Annotated in this window: 18 protein-coding genes; 5 read left to right on the top strand and 13 right to left on the bottom strand. The window is 55.1% G+C overall.

Features of this window, described 5'->3' with window-relative positions:
- Window positions 1-3: 3 nt before the first annotated feature.
- Window positions 4-3,516 carry a transcription-repair coupling factor gene (mfd, locus tag BJF95_RS18740; RefSeq protein WP_075640922.1) on the bottom strand — a complete coding sequence of 1,171 codons (3,513 nt, stop codon included), beginning with the start codon at window positions 3,514-3,516 and terminating at the stop codon, window positions 4-6.
- Window positions 3,513-3,830, bottom strand: coding sequence for an FAD assembly factor SdhE (locus BJF95_RS18745; RefSeq protein WP_075640923.1), 318 nt, complete (start codon window positions 3,828-3,830; stop codon window positions 3,513-3,515). The genes mfd and BJF95_RS18745 overlap by 4 nt, the downstream gene beginning before the upstream one ends.
- Before the next feature lie 94 nt (window positions 3,831-3,924).
- Here BJF95_RS18745 and recG point away from each other — a divergent pair, with 94 nt between their 5' ends.
- Window positions 3,925-6,030: an ATP-dependent DNA helicase RecG gene (gene recG, locus BJF95_RS18750; protein ID WP_075640924.1), complete on the top strand. Its 2,106-nt coding sequence runs from the start codon at window positions 3,925-3,927 to the stop codon at window positions 6,028-6,030.
- 28 nt (window positions 6,031-6,058) lie between these two features.
- On the opposite strand, the gene BJF95_RS18755 is transcribed toward recG, so the two are convergent.
- The 7 genes from BJF95_RS18755 to BJF95_RS18785 form a co-directional block, all read right to left on the bottom strand.
- On the bottom strand, window positions 6,059-7,537 hold the full coding sequence (locus BJF95_RS18755; protein ID WP_075640925.1) for an esterase-like activity of phytase family protein: 1,479 nt from the start codon (window positions 7,535-7,537) through the stop codon (window positions 6,059-6,061).
- Window positions 7,538-7,669: 132 nt separating this feature from the next.
- Window positions 7,670-8,377, bottom strand: a complete 708-nt coding sequence (locus tag BJF95_RS18760; RefSeq protein WP_075640926.1) for a DUF502 domain-containing protein — start codon at window positions 8,375-8,377, stop codon at window positions 7,670-7,672.
- Window positions 8,378-8,395: 18 nt separating this feature from the next.
- Complete coding sequence (locus BJF95_RS18765; RefSeq protein WP_075640927.1) at window positions 8,396-8,893, bottom strand: GNAT family N-acetyltransferase; 498 nt, start codon at window positions 8,891-8,893, stop codon at window positions 8,396-8,398.
- Window positions 8,890-10,716 carry a glutamine--fructose-6-phosphate transaminase (isomerizing) gene (gene glmS / locus BJF95_RS18770; RefSeq protein ID WP_075640928.1) on the bottom strand — a complete coding sequence of 609 codons (1,827 nt, stop codon included), beginning with the start codon at window positions 10,714-10,716 and terminating at the stop codon, window positions 8,890-8,892. Before glmS ends, BJF95_RS18765 begins: the two co-directional genes overlap by 4 nt.
- Window positions 10,717-10,922: 206 nt before the next feature.
- Window positions 10,923-12,284, bottom strand: a complete 1,362-nt coding sequence (gene glmU / locus BJF95_RS18775) for a bifunctional UDP-N-acetylglucosamine diphosphorylase/glucosamine-1-phosphate N-acetyltransferase GlmU (protein ID WP_075640929.1) — start codon at window positions 12,282-12,284, stop codon at window positions 10,923-10,925.
- A 69-nt stretch (window positions 12,285-12,353) separates the two neighbouring features.
- Complete coding sequence (locus BJF95_RS18780) at window positions 12,354-13,517, bottom strand: DUF1501 domain-containing protein (RefSeq protein ID WP_075640930.1); 1,164 nt, start codon at window positions 13,515-13,517, stop codon at window positions 12,354-12,356.
- A 13-nt stretch (window positions 13,518-13,530) separates the two neighbouring features.
- Window positions 13,531-15,075 carry a DUF1800 domain-containing protein gene (locus BJF95_RS18785; protein WP_075641153.1) on the bottom strand — a complete coding sequence of 515 codons (1,545 nt, stop codon included), beginning with the start codon at window positions 15,073-15,075 and terminating at the stop codon, window positions 13,531-13,533.
- A 452-nt stretch (window positions 15,076-15,527) separates the two neighbouring features.
- On the opposite strand from BJF95_RS18785, the gene BJF95_RS18795 reads away from it, so the two are divergent.
- The 3 genes from BJF95_RS18795 to uvrB all read left to right on the top strand — a co-directional run bounded on the left by BJF95_RS18795 (window position 15,528) and on the right by uvrB (window position 21,389).
- Window positions 15,528-16,121 carry a cytochrome b gene (locus BJF95_RS18795; protein ID WP_075640932.1) on the top strand — a complete coding sequence of 198 codons (594 nt, stop codon included), beginning with the start codon at window positions 15,528-15,530 and terminating at the stop codon, window positions 16,119-16,121.
- A gap of 267 nt (window positions 16,122-16,388) precedes the next feature.
- The gene (locus BJF95_RS18800) at window positions 16,389-18,392 is read left to right on the top strand and encodes a putative bifunctional diguanylate cyclase/phosphodiesterase (protein ID WP_083638906.1); all 2,004 of its coding nucleotides are present in this window, start codon (window positions 16,389-16,391) and stop codon (window positions 18,390-18,392) included.
- 78 nt (window positions 18,393-18,470) lie between these two features.
- Entirely contained in the window at window positions 18,471-21,389 is a 2,919-nt protein-coding gene (gene uvrB, locus BJF95_RS18805; RefSeq protein WP_075641155.1) for an excinuclease ABC subunit UvrB, read from the top strand.
- A 108-nt stretch (window positions 21,390-21,497) separates the two neighbouring features.
- Here uvrB and BJF95_RS18810 read toward each other — a convergent pair whose 3' ends face one another.
- On the bottom strand, window positions 21,498-22,253 hold the full coding sequence (locus BJF95_RS18810) for a metallophosphoesterase (RefSeq protein ID WP_075640933.1): 756 nt from the start codon (window positions 22,251-22,253) through the stop codon (window positions 21,498-21,500).
- A gap of 269 nt (window positions 22,254-22,522) precedes the next feature.
- Here BJF95_RS18810 and BJF95_RS24135 point away from each other — a divergent pair, with 269 nt between their 5' ends.
- Window positions 22,523-22,687: a hypothetical protein gene (locus BJF95_RS24135; protein ID WP_175577289.1), complete on the top strand. Its 165-nt coding sequence runs from the start codon at window positions 22,523-22,525 to the stop codon at window positions 22,685-22,687.
- 55 nt (window positions 22,688-22,742) lie between these two features.
- On the opposite strand, the gene tgt is transcribed toward BJF95_RS24135, so the two are convergent.
- The 3 genes from tgt to BJF95_RS18830 all read right to left on the bottom strand — a co-directional run bounded on the left by tgt (window position 22,743) and on the right by BJF95_RS18830 (window position 25,526).
- A complete protein-coding gene (gene tgt, locus BJF95_RS18820; RefSeq protein WP_075640935.1) occupies window positions 22,743-23,873 on the bottom strand; it encodes a tRNA guanosine(34) transglycosylase Tgt in 1,131 nt (376 codons plus the stop codon).
- Window positions 23,874-23,877: 4 nt separating this feature from the next.
- Complete coding sequence (gene queA, locus BJF95_RS18825) at window positions 23,878-24,936, bottom strand: tRNA preQ1(34) S-adenosylmethionine ribosyltransferase-isomerase QueA (RefSeq protein WP_075640936.1); 1,059 nt, start codon at window positions 24,934-24,936, stop codon at window positions 23,878-23,880.
- Window positions 24,937-25,016: 80 nt separating this feature from the next.
- A complete protein-coding gene (locus BJF95_RS18830; RefSeq protein WP_075640937.1) occupies window positions 25,017-25,526 on the bottom strand; it encodes a peptidylprolyl isomerase in 510 nt (169 codons plus the stop codon).
- Between the last annotated feature and the right edge of the window lie 12 nt (window positions 25,527-25,538).

A 25,538-nucleotide genomic window follows, 5' to 3' on the forward strand; every position in this document is an offset into this window, starting at 1 on the left:
TTGTCACTTCTGGTTTACCATCTCGGCAAGCTGCACCATGATTTTAGCGGCACCGGCCAAGCGCTTTTCCGGGGTTGGCAAATCGCGCGTCAGGAAAACGCTGTGATCCGGCCTGATCTTGGCCATGGTGCCTTGCTTGGCAATAAAGCCCACCAAGGCCGCCGGATTGGGGAATTCCTTGTTGCGGAACTGCACGACAACGCCCTTTGGACCGGCATCGAGCTTTTCAACATTGGCCTTGCGGCACAGCGCCTTGATATACACAATCTTGAGCAGGTTTTGCACTTCGATAGGGAGCGGCCCGAAGCGGTCGATCATTTCAGCGCCAAAACCGTCAATCTCACTCAGCTCGGTCAATTCACCAAGGCGGCGATAAAGGCCAAGGCGCAAATGCAGATCAGGTACATAATTGTCCGGGATCATCACCGAGGTACCAACCTGAATCTGCGGCGACCAGCCGCTATCCACAACCTGATCTTCACCCTTCACTTCGGCCACAGCCTCTTCCAGCATCTGCTGGTACAGCTCGAAGCCAACTTCCTTGATATGGCCGGATTGCTCCTCGCCCAACAAATTACCCGCACCGCGAATATCGAGATCGTGGCTGGCCAGCTGGAAGCCAGCGCCCAATGTATCCAGCGATTGCAGCACTTTGAGCCGCCGCTCGGCACTGGCCGTCAGCACCTTGTTGACCGGCAGTGTCAACAGCGCGAAGGCGCGCACTTTGGAGCGCCCCACGCGGCCACGGATCTGGTAGAGCTGCGCGAGGCCAAACATATCGGCACGATGCACAATCAATGTGTTGGCGGTTGGTACATCAAGGCCGGATTCGACGATGGTGGTGGACAGCAACACATCGTAACGCCCTTCATAGAAGGCATTCATAATGTCTTCCAGCTCGCCAGCAGCCATTTGCCCATGGGCGATCGCCACGCGCAATTCCGGCACGTCTGAGTCCAGGAACGCTTTAATGTCGGCCAGATCAGCCAGTCGAGGGCAGACGTAAAAACTCTGGCCACCACGATAATGCTCACGCATCAAGGTTTCGCGGATCACCAGACCATCAAACGGTGAAATAAAGGTGCGCACCGCCATGCGGTCCACCGGCGGCGTGGTGATCAGCGACAGCTCACGCACGCCGGTCATGGCCAGTTGCAAGGTGCGCGGAATAGGGGTGGCCGAAAGTGTGAGCACATGCACGTCGGATTTCAGCTCTTTCAAGCGCTCCTTATGCTTGACGCCAAAATGCTGCTCTTCGTCGATGATCAACAGACCAAGATTGGCGAATTTAATACCCGCGCCAAGCAGAGCATGGGTGCCAACGACAATATCGGTCTTGCCGTCTGCCACTTCCTTCTTCACCAAATTCAGCTCTTTGGTGCCCACAAGCCGCGAGGCCTGCTGAATGCGAATGGGCAGATCGCGGAAGCGCTCGGTAAACGTCTTGAAATGCTGGCGGGCCAACAGCGTGGTTGGCACTACTACGGCCACCTGAATGCCGTTCATGGCGGCAATGAAGGCGGCACGGAGCGCCACTTCGGTCTTGCCAAAGCCGACGTCGCCGCACACCAAACGGTCCATCGGGCGGCCAGCGCCGAGATCACCGCGCACGGCCTCGATCGCGCTCATCTGGTCCTCGGTTTCATCATAAGGAAAACGAGCGGCAAACTCGTCGTAGAAACCTTCTGTGGTGGACAGCACCGGGGCCGAGCGCATCATGCGTTCCGCCGCAATGCGGATCAACCCACCGGCCATATCCAGCAATTGCTTCTTCAGCTTGGCCTTGCGCATTTGCCATGCGCCACCGCCCAGCTTATCAAGCTGCGCTTCGCTGCCTTCCGAGCCATAGCGCGACAGCAGATCGATATTTTCGACAGGCAAGAACAGCTTGGCCTCATCGGCATATTGCAGCTCAAGGCAGGCATGCTGGCCGCCCGCGGCCTGAATGGTGCGAAGGCCAACGAAGCGACCAATGCCATGCTCGGCATGGACAACGATCGAGCCCTCATCAAGGCCCGCCACTTCCGAGATGAAATCAGCGGCCCGCTTGCGACGCTTGGAGCGGCGCACCATGCGGTCGCCGAGAATATCCTGCTCGCCAACCACCACCAGATCGCTGGCTTCAAACCCGCCTTCAAGGCTAAGAACAGCCGCTGCCGCCTCACCCTTCTTGAGTGTCTCCAGATCATCCAGCTTCGATATGTTTTTGAGCCGCTCCAGCCCATGCTCATTGAGCACCTGCAACAGCCGATCCAGCGAGCCTTCAGACCAACCGGTAATCAGCACCTTGGAGCCTGCGGCGCGCTTGTCGGCGATATATTTGACGGCCTGGGTAAAGACGTTGGCGCGCTCACCCTCTTCTTGCTTCTCCGCCGACACGGCCTTGGCCCAACGCGGACCGGAATGGGCGGAAATATCAATAATCTTGCGGCTTGCCGTGCCAATTTCCGCAAACGGCGTCAGGCGAACCGGATTGAGCGCATCCAGCGACTTGGAAAAATCCGCAGCGCCAAGATAGAGATACTCGGGCGGAATAGGCTTGTAAGGCGCGCCCTGCCTCAGATGGCCTTTGCCGGGCGTGGCCGATTCCAGACGGGCTTCGTAATAATCGCGGATCAGTTTGGCGCGCTCTTCTGCCGATTCGCGAACCGTGTGGTCGGTCACCAGCAGGAAGTCTTTCAGGTAATCAAAGACGGTTTCCATCTTCTCATGAAACAGCGGCAACCAATGTTCCATGCCCGCATAGCGACGGCCTTCGGATACAGCCGTATAAAGCGCGTCGTCGCGGGTGGATGCGCCAAACAATGAGAGATAGTTTTTGCGAAAACGGCCAATGCTCTCTGGCGTCAGCGTCACTTCGCTCATCGGGTTCAAGCTCAGCTCCCGCACCTGCGCAATGGTGCGCTGGCTGGCGGGATCAAAGCTGCGGATCGTTTCCAGCGTATCGCCAAAGAAATCCAGCCGCACCGGCTCTTCAGCACCCGGCAAGAACACATCGAGAATACCGCCGCGCACGGCATATTCACCCACTTCGCGCACGGTGGCGACGCGATCAAAGCCGTTGCGCTCAAGGCGGGCGGCTATATCATCCATCCGCACCTGATTGCCGGGGCGGGCCGAAAAGGCCAGACTATCAATAACCTCTGACGGCACCATTTTTTGCAGCATGGCATTGGCGGTCACCAGCACAATGGCCGGATGCGGCTTTTTGGCATGCGCTATCAAGCCGGTGAGGGCAGAAAGACGCTTGGCAGAAATATCCGCGCTGGGCGATACGCGGTCATAGGGCAAACAGTCCCAGGCGGGCAGCGACAGCACCGGAATTTCCGGCGCGCAAAAGCCCAGCATTTGCTCAATATCAGCCATACGGCTGGAATCGGACAACAGATATGCCACCGGCCTGCCCTGTCTGGCCAGTTCCGCCACCAAAAACGCATCCATGCCATCCGGCACGGGCGAAAGCGTGACAGCAGCCTTGGCGGCTGCCGCCTTTTTCGCATCAAACAAAGAGATCATTGATCAACCACTGTCGAATAATCGTGCACAGGCGAGAAATCCGGACGGATGGCAGCAATACGGGTAAAGAGCGGGCCTTTGATATGGTCTGGCGTCTCTTGAGCGCCGGTGACCCATTTCACCAGATCATTGTCTTCTTCTTCCATGATCCGTTCCAGCTCATCCAGATCGGCATCGTTGAGCGTGGCAATCTCGGCCTCGGCAAACTGCCCCAACACCAGATCCATTTCGCGGATACCGCGATGCCAACAACGAAACAAAATGCGTCTACGGCGCGGATCAAGATCAGAGCTGCTGCGAACCAAACCAGTCATTGGGCATACCTTCCTGTTGATGCGTCTCTATAACCTCTGCAATCCAACTTGTCAGCCTTGCATTGCGCTCCAAGTCGCTCCATTTTCATCCATCATGCGCCCAACCATTCTTGATCCCTTGTTTGCATCCGTTTCCACGCTTTCCGGCGTTGGGCCGAAGCTTGCGCAATTGCTGGCAACCCTTGTGGGAGCCGACGATGCCGATGACGCCCGCGTGGTGGATCTGCTGTATCTGGCCCCGCACCGGCTAATTGATCGACGCAACCAACCCGGCATTGCACGCGCCCAGCAAGGGGCCATTGTCACCGTGACCGGCCGGGTGGACCGACACACCCCGCCACCGCGCGAGAATAAAGCAGCGCCCTACCGGGTATTTTTGCACGATGACACTGGCGAGTTGGCGCTGACTTTCTTTCGAGCCAAGGGCAATTGGCTGGAAAAGGCCCTACCAGTGGATGAAATCATCACCGTTTCTGGCAAGATTGATTGGTTTAATGGTCGCCCTTCCATGGTCCACCCGGATTTCATGGTAAAAGCCAGTGAGGCCGCCAATATGCCGTTGGTGGAGCCGGTTTATCCACTCACGGCTGGCCTTTCGCCCAAAGTATTGCGCAAGGCCATTGACCACGCGGTAGAACGGGTACCCGACCTGCCAGAATGGATTGACCCCGCTCTGGTGGTCAAACAAGGCTTTGAAACCGCCAAAGCCAGCTTTGAGCGGCTGCACAGCCCGCGCGATGAAAAGGACGTTGACCCACAAGCCCCCGCCCGCAGACGTCTGGCCTATGATGAGTTTCTGGCCGGACAAGTGTCGCTGGCACTGGTGCGCCAACGCCTTCGCAAAGTGGAAGGCACGCCAGTAAAACCAACCGGCGTTTTGAGCAGCAAAATTCTGGCCTCCCTGCCCTTTATCCCCACCAACAGCCAAGAACAGGCGGTTGCCGACATCCTGAAAGACATGCAAAGCGATGAGCGCATGTTGCGCCTTGTGCAAGGCGACGTAGGCGCTGGCAAAACACTGGTGGCACTTTTGGCAATCGCTGCCGTTGTGGAAAACGGTGGGCAAGCGGTGCTGATGGCCCCGACTGAAATTCTGGCGCGCCAGCACCACGCGACAATTTCAAAAATGGTGGCCAGCGCCGGTATCTCGGTTGATGTCCTGACCGGCCGCACCAAGGGCAGGGAGCGCGAGGCCATTGTCGAGCGCATTGCATCGGGCGATGCGCAAATCATCATCGGCACCCACGCGCTGTTTCAAGACACAGTCATCTATAAAAACCTGCTGTTGGCCGTGGTGGATGAGCAGCATCGTTTTGGTGTGCATCAACGTCTGCGGCTAACATCCAAAGGCATTTCCCCCCACATGCTGGTGATGACAGCAACGCCCATTCCGCGCACGCTGGTGCTGGCTGCCTTTGGCGATATGGACGTTTCAAAGCTGACTGAAAAACCAGCAGGCCGAAAACCGATCCAAACCGTAACTGTGCCCACGGAGCGCATTGGCGATGTTGTTGGCCGCTTGAAAAGCGCTATTGCCGAGGGCAAGAAGGCCTACTGGATTTGTCCATTGGTGGAAGAATCGGAAGAGTCTGAGCTGATGTCGGCAGAAGAGCGCCACGACACGCTGGCACGCTCCATCAAAGCACCCGTCGGTCTCGTGCATGGCCGCATGACAGGCGCTGAAAAAGACGCCGCCATGCTGGCCTTTAAGAACGGCGAAACCCGCCTGCTGGTGGCCACTACCGTGGTGGAAGTGGGCGTTGATGTGCCGGACGCCACCATTATGGTAATTGAACACGCAGAACGTTTTGGCCTTGCGCAATTGCACCAGCTGCGTGGCCGGGTTGGCCGTGGCGCGGAAGCGTCATCCTGCATCCTGCTTTACAAAGGCCCATTGAGCGAAAATGGCAAAGCGCGGCTCTCGATCTTGCGTGATAGCGAAGATGGCTTTCTGATTGCCGAGGAAGATTTGAAACTGCGCGGCGAAGGCGAATTGCTCGGCACCCGCCAGTCTGGCACTCCGGGCTTTCGCATCGCCAGTCTCGAATTTCACGCGGATTTGCTGGAAATAGCCCGCAAAGACGCCGCCTATCTGCTGGACCGCGACCCGGATTTGACATCGCAGCGCGGCGAAGCAGTGCGCACCTTGCTCTATCTGCTGCGTCGCGATGAGGCTGTGCGGTTTTTGCGAGCCGGGTAAAGCATCGCCCTACCCGGCTTTCTCACGTTTATTTCTTCGCCACACCCGGAAGCGTCACGCGAAAGACTTGGAACATGGTGTCAACCTCAGCACCGTCAGCCGCCTTGTAGGCGGCACCCACCTGATAGCCATTCTGCGTCAGGAAGTCGTTGTCATTGGCAACAAACATGAAGAAATCATCGGGAGCGGCGGGATCGAGCACGGGTGCAATTGAAATTGCTTCCCACTTTTCCGAGAGATTGTTCTTGTCGTTCGGTGCACCATTGTGCAGGCCAAAACGGGCGAGATCCTTGGCATCATTGAGGTCGATGAACGGGGTCACTGTTGCCACCTTCACCGATGCATCAACCACACCCTTGGGGGCCACAGGTTTGAAGCCGTCAAACTCGGTATTGGCAATATCGGTGGCACTCGATAGATCCACCACATCAATCTTGCGATAGACGGACGTGTCGCCCTTCAGGCCCTGGCCATTGTTGCTGTCACGCGCCAGCATCAGAAATGTCTTGTCGGACAGCGCCAGAATTTCGCTTTGGGCCGCAACGGCGACCTTACCCTTGTCATCAAATGTGGGCAACGGCACAACATATTCATGCACCAGCCTGAGATTATCCACGTTCGCAGCATCATAGATCAAGGCGCGGGTATTCATGCGGGTGGTTTTCTTGTCGCCGCCATCCTGGCGGGTTGCCGATTGCAAGACGGCAATCAAATATTTGCCATCGGGCGTGAGCGACATTCCCTCAAGACCCTGATTGTTCTGGCGGCCCGTATCCGGGTCTTTCGGATCGGGCTTCTTGCCACCCTCACCGACGTTGTCAGACGAGAAATTGATCTCTCCCTTGCGCATCGGCAAAAAAGCCTTTGGCGGTTGGGTCGCTGAGATCATTTTGCCGTCGGTGCCGAAATGGTAGATGTAAGGACCGTATTCGTCGCTGATCAACATGGAGCCGTCTTTGAGGCGCACAACCGCTTCGGGGTCCAGCGCCACTTTTCCATTTTTTGCTTCTGGCAAGACAGGCATATTGCCACTCGCAGCACGCACGCCGCTTTCAGGATCGAGGCCGGTGGTTGGTTTGCCCTGATTATCCGACAGAATAATCGTATCGGCGAGTTTTGCCTCGAACCCCGTTTGCTGTTCTGCCTGTGGCAGGGTCTCAGCCGGTGCCGCTGGTGTCAGGTGAAAATCAATCCGGTTGATGCGATCGTTGTAATCGGTTGTGCCTTCAACATTATATCCGCGGTCTGGCAGCAAAAACAGCGAGCCTGAATAACCTGTACCGTCCTTTCTCCAGCTCGACAGATCCATTGCCATGCCGGAACCAGAACCGAATGTGTCTCCAAACCGATCTTTCTGACTGGCTGGAATACGACCGACGGCAACCAGACCGTGATTAACAAGTGTCACGCCAGCCACTGTCGCCGAGCTCTCGGCCAATGCACCCGAACTCAAGCAAAAAACAACGCCAGCGGCAAGAAACGCCGATTTACAGGAAAGCAAATTCATCCCAAACCTCCAGGAATAGTGTGGGATACGCTGAACCGACACGCTGAAACCAGCAAAGATTCACCAATTGTCGCACCCCTTCCCTGCAATTATGCTGTATAAATGACAGAGGCGTGACAAAAACGAGAAAGATCAACTGGCCTTTTTATTCGTTACTTTAGAATTGGATCCAGTCACCGTCATCGCACTATCAACTGCTTTCCAATCGGGCATGACCAAACCGCCAGATATGAGAAGTTTCGCGCCCTCTTCCGGCGTCATATCCAAAATCTTGAGCTTGCTTTTGGGCACAAACATCAAAAAACCCGCCGTCGGCACCGGGGTGGGCGGCATAAACACCGCAACCATCTCTTCGCCATTGGCATTCAGCTTGGCCGCAATTTCGCCCGTGGCTTCGGTTGCCACAAACACCAACGCCCACATGCCGGGACTTGGAAATTCAATCAGCCCGACGGTCTTATAGGAGTTGGATTTTTCCTTCAGTGCTGTCTCAAAAATCTGCTTCAGACTTTTGTGCAATGTGCGCACCAGCGGCATGCGGTTGAGAAGCGATTCACCAAAATTGACAACCGACCGGCCAACCAGATTGCGGCCGAGAAAGCCGATGATCGTAATGCAGATGACCGCGATCAGCAGGCCCATTCCGGGGATGGTGATGTTAAAATAATAGGCCGGATTGTAACGCTCAGGAATATAAGGCGTCACCCAGCTATCTGCCCAATCAATGAAGGCAAATGTCAGCCAGATGGTGATGGCAAGCGGCGCACAAATAATCATGCCCGTGAGAAAATTTGTCCGCAAGCGGGCGGCAAAGGAAATTATCTCAGGTTTTTCGGTCATAAGGTCCGTTTCAGTTGATTATTCGCCATAGAATCCAGCATGGAAGGCAACAGTTGCACATGGAATCGCCCCCGACAAAGCCAAGACTTGAAAATACTGCGGCGGAACCTCCGGCAAAACAAGGTCTGGTGTGTTCACAAAGCCGAAAGCACCGTAATAATCGGGCGATCCCAGCAGGCAACACCCTTTGGCCTCTTGTTCTGTGAGCTTTTCAAGCCCGGCCTTGACCAATGCACGCCCAAAACCCTGCCGCTGCCATGACGGCGCAACAGATAAAGGCCCAAGCCCAAACCACCCCTCATCGCCATTGGAGAGGGTAACCTGCGAAAACGCGATATGCCCGATAATCTCTTCGCTATCCATCGCGACCAGAGAAATGTGCAGAGCGCCTGCGCGCCTTAGCCGATCTACAATCAGGTGTTCGGTTTGGTTGCTATAGCTCTTCCCGGCAAAGGCAGCGATGGTAATGGCAGCAATTGCTGCCTCGTCGCCCGCCTTTTCCGGTCGAACCATCATTCCACCGTCACCGATTTTGCCAGATTGCGCGGCTGATCAACATCCGTACCCATAAACACCGCCGTGTGGTAGGCCAAAAGCTGAATGGGCAGCGAGAACACCATAGGCGCAATAATCTCAGCCACATTGGGCAGAACAATTGTCGCCATGGTTTCAAGCTTGGAACTTGCAGCGCCCTTTTCATCGGTGATGAAAATGATCTTGCCGCCGCGTGCTGCCACTTCCTGCATGTTGGACACCGTTTTATCAAAGAAACGGTCATGCGGCGCGATGACAATCACCGGCATGTTTTCATCAATCAGCGCAATCGGCCCATGCTTCAACTCGCCAGCCGCATAGCCTTCGGCATGAATATAGGAGATTTCCTTCAGCTTCAGCGCCCCCTCAAGCGCCAGCGGATAGCTGGTGCCGCGCCCAAGATAGAGCACATCCTTGAACCGTGACAGTTCCCGAGACAGGCTCTCCATCTGCGGCTGAATGAGGTTCAAAACCTTGCTCATAATGCGCGGCATTTCAGCAAGATGGCGCACAAGTTCGTTTTCATCCGCAGGGGTGATCAATCCGCGTGCCTTGCCCGCCGCAATGGCAAGTGACGCCATCACCGCCAGCTGGCAGGTAAAGGCCTTGGTGGAGGCAACACCGATTTCCGGCCCAGCCAAAATCGGAAACACCGCATCGGCTTCGCGGGCAATGGTGGATTCCTTGACATTAACGATGGCACCAATTTTCAGGCCAGAATCCTTGCAATAGCGCAAGGATGCCAGCGTATCGGCGGTCTCGCCCGATTGGGAGATAAACAATGCCGCCTGATCCGGCGACAGCGGCATCTCGCGGTAGCGGAACTCTGACGCCACATCAATTTCGACTGGCAAGCGCGCATAGCGCTCAAACCAGTATTTCCCGACCAAGCCTGCAAGATAGGCGGTGCCGCAGGCGGAAATTGCTAGTCCACGCAGGTTTTTGAAATCAATGGCGGCATCCGCCGGTTTCACCGTATGGTCCGCGAAATCAACATAATGCGACAGCGCGTGCGAGATCACTTCCGGCTGTTCATAGATTTCCTTTTCCATGAAATGCCGGTGATTGCCTTTATCGACCACATAGGCGCTGGCTTGCGAAATCTGACGCGCACGGCTGACCGGGTTGCCGCTGTAATCAAAGACCTGTGCACCATCGGTTTTCACAACGGCAAAATCGCCATCCACGAGATAGCTGATTTCGTTGGTGAAAGGCGAAAGCGCAATCGCATCAGAGCCTAAGAACATTTCACCACGACCATAGCCAATCGCCAACGGCGGCCCAAAGCGGGCGGCAAAAATGGTGTTTGGATCATCGGCAAACATCACCACCAGCGCATAGGCTCCGGTAATGCGGTTCAGAGTGGCCAGCATGGCGGCCTTGGAATCGAGCGCGCTTTTGCGGTATTTTGCGGCAAGATGCGCCACAACTTCGGTATCCGTCTGGCTGGTGAAAACCGCGCCTTCCGCCAACAATTCATCACGAAGTTCAGAGAAATTCTCGATGATGCCATTGTGTACAACGGCCACGCCATCGACAAAATGCGGATGGGCATTGGTTTCATTGGGCACGCCGTGTGTGGCCCAACGGGTATGGGCAATGCCGATATTGCCGGGAAGCGGCTCTTCAGATAGCTTTTTCTCAAGATTGAAAAGCTTGCCTTCTGCCCGGCGGCGATCCATCACGCCGTGGTCCAGCGTGGCAACGCCCGCAGAATCATATCCCCGGTATTCAAGCCGCTTTAGCGCATCCACAAGGCGCTCTGCCACAGGCTGGCAACCGACAATTCCAACGATTCCGCACATGCACGTCTCCTTCTCGCAAAACAACAGGGCTTTCGAATCCCGAAAGACGAGAGTCTTCTGTTCTCGTTTGTCTTTTCGGGAAAACCGGTTTCCACTTTTCCCTGACAAACTCTAGCGCTGCGAGATCTTTCCTAATGGTTTTGCTGGAATTGGCAATCAACGCGGCAGTCACTTTGGGTTTCGCTGCGTTACGAAAATATCGGCCTTTATGACTTGGATTTTTTCATTGCCTTGATGGCGAGATTGCGCGCGCGAATCGTCTTTGCGCGCTCGGGCTTTATCTCCTGGCGGGCACGGCCAAAAGCCAGCGCGTCCGCGGGCACATCCTCGGTGATCACACTGCCCGATGCGATCAGGGCACCATCACCGATTGTCACGGGAGCGACCAACGCGCTGTTGGAACCAATGAACGCATTGGCCCCAATACGGGTTTCATGCTTGTTCACGCCGTCATAATTACAGGTGATGGTGCCTGCGCCGATATTGGTACCAACCCCAACGAAAGCATCACCGATATAACTGAGGTGATTGACCTTGGCACCAGCCCCAATGTCTGCCTTCTTCACCTCGCAGAAATTGCCAACCTTGGAGCCTTCGCCCAGATGTGCACCGGGGCGCAGCCGTGCATAGGGGCCGACAGTCGCACCCTTTGCCACATGCGCACCTTCAAGATGGGAAAATGCATGAATCACGGCACCGCTTTCCACCGTAACGCCGGGACCAAACACCACGTTTGGCTCAATCAACGCATCCTGACCAATCACCGTATCATGGCTGAGAAACACGGTTTCTGGCGCAATCATCGAAACACCAGAGATCATGATCTCAAGGCGGCGACGCTCCTGCCAGAGCTTTTCAATAGCAGCCAATTCCGCACGATTGTTACAACCCGACAATTCCGTCTCAGGCGCATCAATCGCCACCGCCTTGCCGCCTTTTGCACGGACAATTTCAACCAGATCAGTCAGATAATATTCGCCCTTGGCGTTGGCATTGCCAATATTGGAGAGCAGCTCAAGCGCCTTGGCTCCATTAATCGCCATCAGGCCGCTGTTACACCATGTCACCTTGCGCTCTTCATCGCTGGCGTCTTTTTCTTCACGAATGGCAATCAGTGCGCCATTTTCAACCAAAAGCCGACCATAGCCTGTTGGCTTCTCAGTGTGGAAACCGATAACCACAACGTCATTGCCTTCGGCCATCGCAGCGCGGGCCGATTTCAGCGTCTCGGGGGTGATCAATGGCACATCGCCATAGGCAACGAGAATTTCATCATAGCCGCGTGCAATCGCTTCTTTAGCCGTCAATACCGCATGGCCGGTACCAAGACGTTCGGTCTGCAAAAAGGGTGTCACGCTTAAGCCCTTGAGGCTTGCGGCCTTGGCCACATTCTCGGCATCGCGGCCCACCACCAGCGCCACATCGTCAATGCCCGCTGCCAAAACCGCGGCCGTCACATGAGCAATCATTGGACGCCCAGCCACCGGGTGCAGCACTTTGGAGATCGAGGATTTCATCCGTGTGCTATCGCCTGCGGCAAGAATAACGGCAAGACAGGTGCGGCTCATGGTATCTCCGAATGCAAATCACGTTTATGCGTGAGCTACCATGAGCGCGCCTCCATCAGCAAGCGCCCTTCAAATATATTGCGGGCGATCGTCCAGACTGAGGCCCGGAAACACCGTTCCCGTCAGCGACGACGCTGACAAACCAAACTGCTTGCTCAACAAGGCAGCCGCCACGGCACGCACATCGCCGGTAGGGTTAAGGTCGCGGTTGTCAAGCAGGTTTTGGTCTTTCAAACCCGGCCATTTGCCATAAACCCGACCACCCCTCACGGCACCGCCTGCGATGATGCAACACCCGCCCGTTCCGTGATCGGTTCCGGCATTGGCATTTTGCCGCACCGTGCGACCAAACTCCGTCATGGCCACAACGGCCGTTTTGCGCCACGCGTCTGGCCCCAGCTCATCCCGCAGGGTCAAAATTGCGGCGGCGAGATTGCGGACAGCACTGGCAAAATTGTCTTTTTGCTGCACATGCGTATCCCATCCCGTCACCGAAAAACTGGCGATACGATAGCGCTCATTCAGCAGGGACGCCGCCATTTTTGCCATGTCTTTGACGCCGCCGCCGCGCTTTTGCTGCTTGTACAGCAAATCCGTATAGGCATCGATACCGATAGCCTCTTTAAAGGTGGCGGCAAATTGTGGATCATCCTGATACAGCCGCGCCAGAAAGCCCAGCTCATCTCCGCCCATGGCCAGATCGGCCTGCGGAGACCAGACATCTGCTCTGTTCGGCCCGGAGAGAATGATCTCCTTGCCGCTGGAAATATCGATGGCCTGCACCGGCGTGTTGGTAAGCGACAGCGCACGGTTAAGCCAGCCGCTGTCCTTGGATGCCAAACTCATGCCCCCGGCTTCCAAGATATCCTGTCCGTCAAAATGGCTGCGTTGGTTGCGATAGGGCGTGGAAACCGCATGGACAAAGCCCAACTCGCCCGCCTTCCACAAGGGCATAAGCGGTGCCGCAACCGGATTGAGACCAAAGAAACCATCCAGATCAATCAAACCTTGATCAGAAGACAGCGCCAGATCCGGTCTGGCAAGTTTCAAGGCCGGATCACCATAGGGCTGCACCAGATCCAGCCCGTCCATGGCTCCTCGCAAAATAATCGCGATAAAGCGGTTATCACCCGGCATTTCGGCAAAAGCCAAAGGGGTGAAGATAGGGGCGGCAGCGGCGCAGCAGGCTGCGCCCAAAAAGCCGCGCCGTGAGAGCGTGTTTGGCATTTCCATCCTGCAATCCTCTTCACCGTCTGTTGAACTCGGGGGAAACCAGCGTCATCATCAATCCAGATTTTCGATTGGGGGCCTGGGTCACAACGCGAATGGTGTCATCGCGGGCGTAATCGGCCAAAACAAGCTTCACAAACTGGCGCGGGTCTTCGGTGGCCCCGCCGACTTGATTTGTAAGCCGCCGCACCCATTGGATGCGCTGGCTCATCTGGCTGGCACTAAACCAATGATCGGACTTATCAGAAAAACCCGCCGCATCGCTTGGCCGCCAGATCGGCTGCCCTAAAGACGAAATCACATTGGCGGCCTGCCGCCCCAGCGGCTGCTTTGGTGCAGGCACCGGTTTGGCTGCATCCGCCATCTGCGGCGGCTTGGCTGCCGAAGCGCTTTTGGACGCATCCGCCATCTGCGGCTGCATCATCGGGCTCTCATTGCTCTTGCTTTGCGCCATATCGACCACCGGCATGACAATCCGCCCGAGCGGTTTGGCATCTTCGCCCATGATGTCGTCCTTGGTGACGCCCACAGCCCGCAGGGTTGAAACAACGTAATCAAACGGCAGTTTATACTTCTGCCCCGGCTGATCCCATGCGCCCCGGCTTTGCAGCATCGCGCGGTAAACGTCCGGCAAATAGCCATCGCCCTGCTTCCATGCCGCCACCATGGCATTGATGGCGCTATCATCGACCGTTTCAGCAATGAAATGGGCATAAAGCTGGCGGCTGACGTGGCGCATCGTTCGCTCGTCTTTGGCCAGATCTTCCAGCACGGCAACGGCATTCAGAAAAGGCTCCACGCTGCGCGTGTAGGTTTTGCCCAGCACATTGAAACTGCCCGGCTCGGCTCGGTTGACATCATAGCCCGCGGAAACGGCGATCCGGTCAAACGTAATGCCAGTCAACAGCAATGAGAGCTGCCGCACATCAGCCTGTGTATAGCCGGTGCCAGCGCCAAGGGTGTGAAGCTCCATAACTTCACGGGCAAAATTTTCGTTGGAGCCACCATCTTTGCGTTTCAAGCCTGCTTTGGAATTTGGTCCGATGGACTGGGCCTGATCGAGAAAGACGATCATGGCCGGGTGAAGGGACACTTCCTTCAAAAGCGTCGCAAAATGTCCCCCGAGATGCGGGCGAATGGCCTCCGCCTCAAACAAGGGCACCAGCAACCTGTTCTCCGTGCTTTTATCGGCGCTCACGGTGAAATGATTGAGCCAGAAGGTCGCAAGGCGCTCATGAAAGCCAAAAGGCGAAAGCGTGGCTTGCGCAATCCGCGCCGAAACATCGGCGTTGAAGCGGTTGGCGACATCCTTGTTCAGCGCCTTGTCGACCTCGCCATCCGCAAAACCGGCCTTTTTCTTTTCTTCGATTGTTTTGCGAAGAGCAAAATAATCTGCAACAGTCTGCCGCCGGGCCTCTACGCCTTCCAAAGGAAAGAAAGGCGCTTTTTGCGCAGCATCAGTCAATTGCTTCATCATCGCATCCGCGTCTTGCGGCTCGGGATCACCTTGCCGCAAACCATAGCCGTAGCGAATAGCGGCTGTCGTTGAGTGAGAAAGCAACGGAATCACCTCCAGGTTAAACTCATGGTTCACCGACAGCGCCGCATGTCCTGTTAACCGCACACAGCTTGCTGTCGGAGTTTAAATCTGCCACGCAATGTTGCTTACAAGCCATTTTGGCTTCAGGAATGATGCAATAAAAATCAGCATAACAGGCTTCAATCAAAGGACTTCCTTGAAAGCCTTCCGACTGAAGCCTCTCCTATCCGCCGCGAACCTGTCGCTCGCCCCTATGAACTGCCGTTATTGCGGTAAAAACATGGCTGAAACCTTACAGTTTGGTAAACTTTACCAAGACATGAAATACAGGCTGAAAGCCACATGGCTTCAGGCAATCGTTCAGGTTCCCGTCAGGCTGAAAAGCTTCATGCCCTTTGCCCTGCCGTCATCCTCCCCACCGCGATCGGCAGGAATGATTTCATCGATATATTTTTGAGAATGGAACCCGCACCATGACCTCCGTCGCCTCAAGACAAGCAGACACGCAGAATCCCGAACGATATAACAAAGGCATGATCTGGTTGCATTGGGCAACAGTCGTGCTGGTCCTGACACTTTTCATCTCGGCTGAAGCCTGGGATTTTGCCGAGAAGGGCGGAGCACTTCGAGCGGATTTGAAATTGGTGCACTATGCAGCCGGTATAATCCTTGCAGCCGTTTTTCTCTGTCGCGTCGTCTGGCGAATGTTGAGCGCCAAATCCATTCCTGCTGCTGAAAAAGGTCTGATGGGCGTGGCTGCAAAATGCGCCCATTATGGGCTTTATCTCGGCCTGATTGTTCAAATTGCCCTTGGGTTTTCATGGCGCTGGTCGCAAGGCCGCGCTGTCGATTTCTTCAATTTCTTCTCAATCCCCCCGCTTTTGCCAGTTTCGCAAGAATACCGCCATCTGCTGGGAGACCTTCACTCCGCCATCGCCTGGATCATCATCGTTGTTTCAACACTGCATGCGGCAGCAGCGCTCTTTCACCACCTCGTCATCAAGGATAACACGCTGCTGAAAATGATGCCTGCCCACGTCAAGGCAGCCCAAAACACAAGCCGTTGAAAGACCAGCGATTGCAAAAATTGAAAACGCGGCGCTTCAATTGTTTGGGGTGTCGCGTTTCAACTGTCTCTGTTGGGTGCGAAAACTGCGACCAATGATGACAAAAAATATCGAAAAACCAGAACGATAAGCCATTAATCAATAAAAGATATCTCGAATATACAACCTTATAAATCTCATTCAAACGTTATTAACAACGCTATGTAACGGTAACTTAAATCAGACGCCATACAACCAAATGGATTTGTATTTAAGAACGAGATTATTTTGATTTCTGCACCGTCAAATCACAACCCAAACTTCGCCCAGGCGGTGCGTCAAACGCAAGCCAACGGCACGCTTGCGTCCTCCAAGACAATTTTGATTGTCAATCTCGTCACCATGCTCACGGCGGCTGAGTTGATTATCCCTTTGCATGACAATGCTGGCCGCCTGCTGGCGTGGATGGCCCTGCTTTCATTTTTTTCAGTTTTGCGATTTTTGCTTGCCAAGGTCCTGCTCAAAAAGCAACTCGCATCACGGCAGCCGGAGGACGTGATTAAAATCATGTCGGTGGCAGCGTTTTTTCAAGGCTTATCGTGGAGCCTGCTGCCCAATGTCTTTTTTCATCTGGACATGCTTGGCAGTGATGCCCCGGTGATGCTTATCCTCATTGGGTTAGCCGGTGCCGCCATGCTGCGGCAGTCATTTACCAGCCAGACGGCCTTCAGTTTTACCACGCCGATCTTGCTCGCTTGCGCCTGGAATTTCTTACAGCACGGTGGTGTTGTCGCGATTATCTCAACGCTTGATTTGATTTTATTGGCCAGCTTTCTGCTCTATCTGATGGCAAAGGCAGAACAGCGAGCAGTCGAAGGCGAAATCGCAAAATTCACCCGCGATCACGCCACCCAATCCTTGATCATTGCCAATGAAGATATCCGCCAGAACAATATGCGACTGGAAATCCTGGCCAATTGTGATCCGGTAACAGGCCTGTTCAATCGCATTTATCTGAACGGAAAAATTTCAGGCGCACTGGCCGCAGCCACTGTCTCCGAGCAAAAGGTGGCGCTTTTGCTGTTTGATGTTGATCGCTTCAAACGAATCAATGATGCCTTTGGCCATCACGGCGGCGATCAGTTTCTCACCATTGTTGGGCAACGTCTCAAAAATGCGGCCGGTTTGGACGCAACAACAGCACGCATCAGCGGCGATGAATTTGCCGTGCTGATCACCACCGATGATGTGCGCCAAAAAAGCATTGCGCTGGTGCAGGCCATGGTCGAGTGCGATCTACCACCCATTACCATCAACGGAACATCCCTTGTGCCCAACCTGAGCGCGGGACTGGTTTTCTTTCCCTCCGGCGGCATAACGGCCGATGAAATCTTCTCGTCGGCCAGCTTAGCCCTGTTGCATGCCAAACAGACAGGCCGCAAGCAATGGCGCGAGTTTGATCCGAAGTTCAAGCAAATCACCGACCGTCAGCGTCAGATTGAACAAGACCTGAAGGATGCCATTCAAAACGAGGTTATCACCGCTTGGTTCCAGCCACAGATGGATCTCAAAAGTGGAGCGGTTGTTAGCTTTGAAGCACTGGTTCGCTGGCTTCACCCGCGCTTCGGCTATATCTCGCCTCCTGAAATCATAAATGCGGCACAGGCCACAAACCTGAGCCAGGCCCTGACCGTCTTGATAGCGCGCAATGTCTGCGCTTTGCTCAAGGCATTGCCAGATCGCGATTTCTCAGCCGCCACCGTGGCGTTGAACATATCACCGCGCGAGTTTGCAATCTACAATGTTGCAAAAATGCTGGACGATGTCACCGCTGCACACGGCATCAACCGTCAGCGCATCGAGGTTGAAATCACCGAAGAAGCAATCCTCGATCCTGACATTGCGGGCGAACAACTGCGGCAGATGGAAACCAGCGGCTACAAACTGGCACTCGATGATTTCGGCATTGGCTATTCGTCGCTGGCCTATCTGATCAGTCTCAATATCGGCCGCCTGAAAATCGACCGAAGCATCATAACCAACATCAGCGAATCGAGTGTCAATCAGGCCCTGGTGGCGGCCATGGTTGGCTTTGGCCGTGCGCTGGATGTTGAAATTGTAGTGGAGGGGGTCGAGACAGCCGATGATGTGAAAGCACTGACGGCGATGGGCTGCGACGTCGCCCAGGGCTTTTATTATGCGCGGCCAATGCCCGCCGATGCGTTGATGGACTGGCTGCAGCAAGCCAGCAACCTGGCGCAAAACGATAGCGCCCACCGTGCATCAGCGTGATTTTGCAAGGTTGCTTTTTTGTTCTGATTTTTGCATCTCACACTTCCATTTGCCGATGAGATTATCCATATTCAGCTTATGGCAAAATCAACGCGCAAAACACCCGCTCCCAATAAAGACACGCACGCGTCAATTGAGAGCCCATCGCAGCCCTACAATGGATTCGAAGAATCGCCGCAGGCGAGCTTTGAAGGTGCGCCCATGACGACACCTCTATCAGGGAGCGTGTCTGATTGGGTCAGGCAACTCGAAGCAGAGGCCGAGGTCTCTGGCATCGAAACCCAGCGCGAAATTGCCTCAAAAGCGGGCAAGCACCGTAAGAAAATTGAAATTGAGGCGCGCAAGCACAGCGAGAAAGTTGCGCTTGAAAAGGCGACGAAAGCCAAGACCGTTGGAAACACCAAAACGTCGCGTGGTGTTTCCATGGGGGCCACATCGGACCCGGCTGCGCGCGCAGCCGCCGGGCTTCACGCCATTTCCGGCATGGATACCTCTCTGGAAGAAGCCGAGAGCCTTGCATCCGGCGGCGTTACGGCAACAGTTGAGGCCTTGTCAGCTCTGATTGAAAGTGGCAATCCGCTGTTTAAAGACGGCAAGATCTGGACGCCGCACCGCCCTCACCGCCCCGCCAAGTCCGAAGGCGGTATTCCGATCCGCATGGCGTCGGATTTTGAGCCCGCAGGCGACCAACCAACCGCCATTCACGATCTTGTCGAAGGCTTGAACAACAACGACCGCACCCAAGTGTTGCTGGGGGTCACAGGCTCGGGCAAGACCTTTACCATGGCCAAGGTGATTGAAGCGACCCAGAGGCCTGCTGTGATTCTGGCCCCCAACAAAACGCTGGCGGCACAGCTTTATTCAGAGTTCAAAAAATTCTTCCCGGACAATGCGGTGGAATATTTTGTCTCTTACTATGATTATTATCAGCCTGAAGCCTATGTGCCGCGCTCTGACACGTTCATCGAGAAAGACAGCTCGATCAATGAGCAGATCGATCGGATGCGCCACGCCGCCACACGTGCCATTCTTGAGCGTGACGATTGCATTATCGTGGCTTCAGTGTCCTGTATTTACGGTATCGGCTCGGTGGAAACCTACACCGCCATGACGTTTGAAATGTCGGTTGGTGACCGCATTGATCAGCGCCAATTACTGGCAGACCTTGTTGCGCAACAATATCGCCGTCAGGACATCAATTTTATCCGTGGTTCTTTCCGTGTGCGTGGCGATACCATTGAGATCTTCCCGGCGCACTTGGAGGATGCAGCCTGGCGCATCTCCATGTTTGGCGACGAGATCGATGCCATCACCGAATTCGACCCGCTCACAGGGCAAAAAACTGGCGATATGCAGTCGGTGAAGGTCTATGCCAACTCACACTACGTCACACCTCGCCCTGCCTTGAATGGTGCCATAAAAGCCATCAAGGCTGAATTGAAACAGCGCCTTGACGAGCTGGAAAAAGGCGGCCGCCTGCTGGAGGCGCAACGCCTTGAGCAACGCACACGCTATGACATTGAGATGTTGGAAGCGACGGGTGTGTGTGCGGGCATCGAAAACTATTCTCGCTATCTCACCGGCCGTGCGCCGGGAGAGCCGCCGCCGACCTTGTTTGAATATATCCCCGATAATGCCCTGTTGTTTATTGATGAAAGCCATGTATCGGTCAGCCAGATCGGCGGCATGTATCGCGGCGACTTTCGGCGTAAGGCAACCCTTGCCGAATATGGCTTTCGTCTGCCGTCTTGCATGGATAACCGTCCTCTGCGCTTTGAAGAGTGGGATGCCATGCGCCCGCCAACAATCGCCGTCTCGGCAACGCCCGGCAATTGGGAAATGGAACAGTCCGGTGGTGTCTTTGCCGAGCAGGTTATTCGTCCCACGGGCCTGATTGATCCGCCGGTTGAGGTGCGTGCCGCCAAAACCCAGGTCGATGACGTGCTGGGCGAGATCAAGGACACCACGCTCAAGGGCTACCGTACCCTGGTGACCGTGCTGACCAAGCGCATGGCGGAAGACCTGACAGAATATCTGCATGAGCATGGCGTGCGCGTGCGTTACATGCACTCGGATATTGATACGCTGGAGCGTATCGAGATCCTGCGTGATCTGCGCCTCGGCGCGTTTGATGTGCTGGTGGGCATCAACCTGTTGCGCGAAGGTCTGGATATTCCAGAATGTGGCTTTGTTGCCATTCTGGATGCCGACAAGGAAGGCTTCCTGCGATCTGAAACCTCTCTTATTCAGACCATTGGTCGTGCCGCGCGTAACGTCGATGGCAAGGTTGTGCTCTATGCTGATAAAATCACCGGCTCGATGCAACGGGCGATGGATGAAACCACCCGCCGTCGTGAAAAGCAGGTGGCCTATAACGTTGCCAATGGCATTACCCCTGAATCGGTGAAATCCAGAATCTCCGACATTCTCGATTCCGTCTATGAACGTGATCACGTCCGGGCCGATATTTCCGGGGCCAGCGGCAAAGGCTTTGCATCCGACGGTCATCTTGTCGGCAATAATCTGCAAGCGCATCTCGCAGCCCTTGAAAAGCAGATGCGCGATGCCGCAACCGACCTTGATTTCGAAACTGCCGCACGCCTGCGCGATGAAATCAAGCGCCTCAGAGAGGTTGAATTGGCCAGCATGGGCGATCCGGGCGAGAAGGAATCGGCCCGAAATGAAGAGCGCAACGCCTCCACCGCTGGCAACACGCCACGAACATCGTCTTCCGAAGGATCAGATGACGAAACGGGCACAGCAAAACCGCTATTTCGAAAAAATACGCTCGATGAAATGACGGTGGGACGTACCGAAAAGCCGATGCCGGGTAAAATCCCTCAGAAGCCGGATTCAGCCACATCCGGCTCTCGGCGTGATCAAGACGATCCCCGCCCGATCATCCGCGCAAAATCAGGGGCTGGATCGTACGAAGACGAGAGCGAGCAAAAGCGCCAAGCCCGCGGCAAGGCAAAGACTGGCAAACCGGGGCGTTAAGCGCCCCAAAAGTCGCTGCGGTCTTGGCGAAAACAGCAGCGCAGCGCACTTCGATGCATGTCGGTTTCTATCGCCCGACATGCCGAGGGCTTCCGGCAAAGGTCCGGCTCAGATATCGCCCACATGCATCAACATTCTAGCAGCAATGTCTCGCTCGGAGGGATAGCCAAAGGCATTGTTGATATAGGTCACCCCGTCCTTCACCACCTGCCGATTGAGATGGCTATGGCCATAGAAATGCGTGTGCGACCCTAGCGCGCGAATATGCGCCTCTAGCTTGCTGGTGCCGAGAACAGGATAGAGAAAGTGATATTTCTCCGGCATCCGCGCAGGCATGAGATCGATACGCGGCAAAAAATGCGAAAAAGAAAGAATGGATTTGAAACCCGCCGTATCGGGAAGGCGGTTTTCTGTATCGAAAAGGGCACTGACCTCGGCATCGGAATGCCCCTCCCAATCGCACCGGCGATAGTCCATCCACGCACTGCGCAGCATTTGCCCCGGCATTCCAAAAGAATAATCATACCAACCCATGAGCGGCACAATCAGCGTATCACCGCTGGAATAGGCTTCCATACCGATGTTGAGGTCAGCACACAGCGCTTTGATGGCTTGCAATTTCTCAAACGATGACCCGCCAACGCTGCGTTTGATCCACACATCATGATTGCCGGGCACATAGAGCACTTTTGAAAAACGCTCCGCAAGCAGGCTCATAACATAGGAAAACAAGGGCATATCATTGGCAACATCCCCAACCACCAGCAGGATGTCTTGCTGATAGTCTTGCTGGGAGAGTTGCTCAAACCAGACAAGGTTCTCCTGGTAATCAACGTGGAAGTCGGAACCTACAAAAATACGCATGAATGCCTCAAATTCAATCTATCCTTTCAACGCGCATGACACTGCATTTTAACACAACCGAGCGTCGAATTTTATTATGATAATCTTGGTACCACGGCGATATTCTTGGAGAATTCCTGTTTATATATGGGGTTTATTCGAAAATATACTTTCGAGAATCACCATATTTGCTATCGTGCTTCCCATCGTGATCGATATAGCAGGAGGGAATGGCTATGTCTGACAACATTCACTTGGAACGATGGGCTTTGGAGCGCGCGCACAACATCATGTTGCATGAAGGCATGAGCTTGATGAACGCCGCGCAATGGCTGGATAAGCAGCAAACCAGAAAAAGCACACAAAACCTGCGCGATGCAATCCAACGATCTCTGATCGATGCTGCGATGCTCAAAAAACCAGCGGCTCCCACCGATGAGACAGGCAACAGCTAAAACCGCATCGAAGGCGGGGCTCTTTACAAGCCCACGCTGAGTTTATGCAGCCGGGTTAGCGCGGGTCAATATCACCCCTCGCCCACATCTCCATGGTCTCGGCCTTGAAATCTTCAAACCGGCCCTCGGCGATGGACTTGCGAATACCCTGCATCAATTCCTGATAATAGGAAAGATTGTTCCAAGACAGCAACATGCCGCCCAAAGCCTCATTGGAGCGGACCAAATGGTGCAGATAAGCGCGGGAGTAATCGCGCGCAGCAGGACAAGACGATTGCTCATCCAGCGGCCGCATATCCTCGGCATGGCGGGCATTGCGAATATTGACTTTGCCACGGCGCGTGAACGCAAGACCGTGGCGGCCCGAGCGCGTTGGCATGACGCAGTCAAACATATCGACACCAAGCGCCACAGATTTCAACATATCATCCGGCGTGCCAACGCCCATCAGATAGCGCGGCTTCTCAGTGGGCAAAACAGGCAGAGTAATATCGAGCATGCTCAGCATCACGTCCTGTGGCTCACCAACCGCCAGACCGCCCACCGCATAGCCCTTGAGATCAAGCTGCTTGAGACCTTCAGCCGAGCGAATGCGCAAAGCAGGCTGATCGCCACCTTGCACAATGCCAAACATTGCCTTGCCCGGCTGTTCGCCAAAGGCCACGCGGCAGCGCTCCGCCCAGCGCAGCGACATTTCCATGGCGCGCTCAATCTCACGTGGCTCGGCGGGCAGAGCAATACATTCATCAAGCTGCATCTGGATATCGCTGTCCAGCAAGCCCTGAATTTCAATCGAGCGCTCAGGCGACATATGGTGCGATGAGCCATCAATATGGCTCTTGAAAGTTACGCCCTGCTCATCCAGCTTGCGCAGGCCCGAAAGCGACATCACCTGAAAACCGCCGGAATCAGTGAGAATCGGTTGAGGCCAGCGGATCAGTTCATGCAAACCGCCCAGACGCGCAACCCGCTCGGCACCCGGCCGCAGCATCAAATGATAGGTGTTGCCGAGAATAATGTCAGCCCCGCCCTCGCGCACCTGATCGAGATACATGGCTTTAACCGTGCCGACAGTGCCAACAGGCATGAAAGCCGGGGTGCGAATCGTGCCACGCGGCATGGAGATCTCGCCAAGGCGCGCCTTGCCACTAGTGGCTTTGAGGGTAAAGGTGAACTGCTCAGACATCGTTTCAGTCGTCTTTCCGGAAGAGAAGGCTGGAATCGCCATAAGAATAGAATCGGTAGCCGGTTTCAATCGCATGGGCATAGGCGGCCCGCATGGTTTCCATGCCCGCAAAGGCAGACACCAGCATAAACAGTGTTGATTTCGGCAGGTGAAAATTGGTCATCAGCATATCGACAGCCTTGAAGCGATAGCCGGGGGTGATGAAAATGCCTGTCGCGCCGGACCAGGGCAAAACCTGACCATCATCGCCGGACGCACTCTCCAGCAAGCGCAGCGAGGTGGTGCCAACGCTGACAATCCGCCCGCCACGTGCTCTGACAGCGTTCAAGGCATCGGCCGTGGCCTTGGATACATGGCCAATTTCCTGATGCATTTTGTGATCATTGGTATCATCGGCTTTGACCGGCAAGAACGTGCCCGCGCCAACATGCAGGGTCACAAAATGGCGCTCAATGCCGGCCTTGTCCAAGGCGTCAAACAGCGCAGGCGTAAAATGCAAGCCTGCGGTGGGGGCCGCAACGGCACCCTCTTCGCGGGCATAGATCGTTTGGTAATCCTGCTTATCCTGCCCGTCTTCTGGGCGCTTGGCCGCGATATAAGGCGGAAGCGGAATGTGTCCCACAGACGCAATTGCCTGATCCAGCTCTGGGCCAGAGGCATCAAATACCAGATCGATTTCGCCTGCATCCCCTTTTGCAGCAACGGTGGCCAGCAATCCATTGAAATCGATAGAATCGCCCTGCTTTATGCGTTTGCCGGGTCGCGCAAAAGCCTTCCAGCTGTTGGCGGCCACGCGCATATGCAGCGTGCAAGACACGGGCGTACGCTCGGCTCCCTCGCGCAAACGCACGCCTTCCAACTGCGCCGGAATCACCTTGGTGTCATTAAACACCAGCGCATCTCCCGCCTTTAAAAACGAAGGCAGGTCAAACACCTGTCTGTCTTCGAGCATCGGCTGCCCATTGGGGCGCACAGCGAGAAAACGCGCATGATCCCGCGGACTGGCAAGCCGCAGCGCAATATTCTCTTCAGGGAGATCAAAATCAAACAGGTCTACACGCATGATACCGTAACTGCATTTGAAACGCGAAAAACCCGCCCCGGCGTGATCACACCGGGGCGGGTTTATGAATAAGCCCACACTCAGGCGTCGGCTGCAACCTTCATCGAGATGATCGAGTCAGGATCGGTGACAGGTTCACCCTTCTTGACAGCATCAATCACATCCATGCCTTCAATAACCTGACCCCAGACGGAGTATTGCTTGTTCAGCCAAGGTGCATCGGTAAAGCAGACGAAAAACTGCGAGTTGGCCGAGTTCGGGCTCTGCGAACGTGCCATAGAGCATGTGCCACGCACGTGAGGCGTTGCCGAAAATTCAGCCTTCAGGTCTGGCTTGTCAGAGCCGCCCATGCCGGCGCGACCGGGGTTGAAGCTCTCGCCACCCTTCTTGCCAAACTTCACGTCGCCCGTCTGGGCCATGAAGTCAGGAATAACGCGGTGGAAAACCACGCCGTCATAAGCACCTTCGCGCGACAATTCCTTGATGCGCGCAACGTGGCCTGGAGCCAGATCGGGGAAAAGGGCGATAACCACCTTACCCTTGGTGGTTTCCATGATGATGGTGTTTTCCGGATCTTTGATCTCGGCCATGTCTCTCTCCTT

Origin of the sequence: Rhizobium oryziradicis, assembly GCF_001939045.1 — a bacterium.
Taxonomy (GTDB): Bacteria; Pseudomonadota; Alphaproteobacteria; order Rhizobiales; family Rhizobiaceae; genus Allorhizobium; species Allorhizobium oryziradicis.

Coding starts and splice junctions, on each gene's coding strand:
- mfd (WP_075640922.1), bottom strand. CDS start 3,516: ATGATCTCTTTGTTTGATGCGAAAAAGGCGGCAGCCGCCAAGGCTGCT.
- BJF95_RS18745 (WP_075640923.1), bottom strand. CDS start 3,830: ATGACTGGTTTGGTTCGCAGCAGCTCTGATCTTGATCCGCGCCGTAGA.
- recG (WP_075640924.1), top strand. CDS start 3,925: ATGCGCCCAACCATTCTTGATCCCTTGTTTGCATCCGTTTCCACGCTT.
- BJF95_RS18755 (WP_075640925.1), bottom strand. CDS start 7,537: ATGAATTTGCTTTCCTGTAAATCGGCGTTTCTTGCCGCTGGCGTTGTT.
- BJF95_RS18760 (WP_075640926.1), bottom strand. CDS start 8,377: ATGACCGAAAAACCTGAGATAATTTCCTTTGCCGCCCGCTTGCGGACA.
- BJF95_RS18765 (WP_075640927.1), bottom strand. CDS start 8,893: ATGATGGTTCGACCGGAAAAGGCGGGCGACGAGGCAGCAATTGCTGCC.
- glmS (WP_075640928.1), bottom strand. CDS start 10,716: ATGTGCGGAATCGTTGGAATTGTCGGTTGCCAGCCTGTGGCAGAGCGC.
- glmU (WP_075640929.1), bottom strand. CDS start 12,284: ATGAGCCGCACCTGTCTTGCCGTTATTCTTGCCGCAGGCGATAGCACA.
- BJF95_RS18780 (WP_075640930.1), bottom strand. CDS start 13,517: ATGGAAATGCCAAACACGCTCTCACGGCGCGGCTTTTTGGGCGCAGCC.
- BJF95_RS18795 (WP_075640932.1), top strand. CDS start 15,528: ATGACCTCCGTCGCCTCAAGACAAGCAGACACGCAGAATCCCGAACGA.
- uvrB (WP_075641155.1), top strand. CDS start 18,471: ATGGCAAAATCAACGCGCAAAACACCCGCTCCCAATAAAGACACGCAC.
- BJF95_RS18810 (WP_075640933.1), bottom strand. CDS start 22,253: ATGCGTATTTTTGTAGGTTCCGACTTCCACGTTGATTACCAGGAGAAC.
- BJF95_RS24135 (WP_175577289.1), top strand. CDS start 22,523: ATGTTGCATGAAGGCATGAGCTTGATGAACGCCGCGCAATGGCTGGAT.
- tgt (WP_075640935.1), bottom strand. CDS start 23,873: ATGTCTGAGCAGTTCACCTTTACCCTCAAAGCCACTAGTGGCAAGGCG.
- queA (WP_075640936.1), bottom strand. CDS start 24,936: ATGCGTGTAGACCTGTTTGATTTTGATCTCCCTGAAGAGAATATTGCG.
- BJF95_RS18830 (WP_075640937.1), bottom strand. CDS start 25,526: ATGGCCGAGATCAAAGATCCGGAAAACACCATCATCATGGAAACCACC.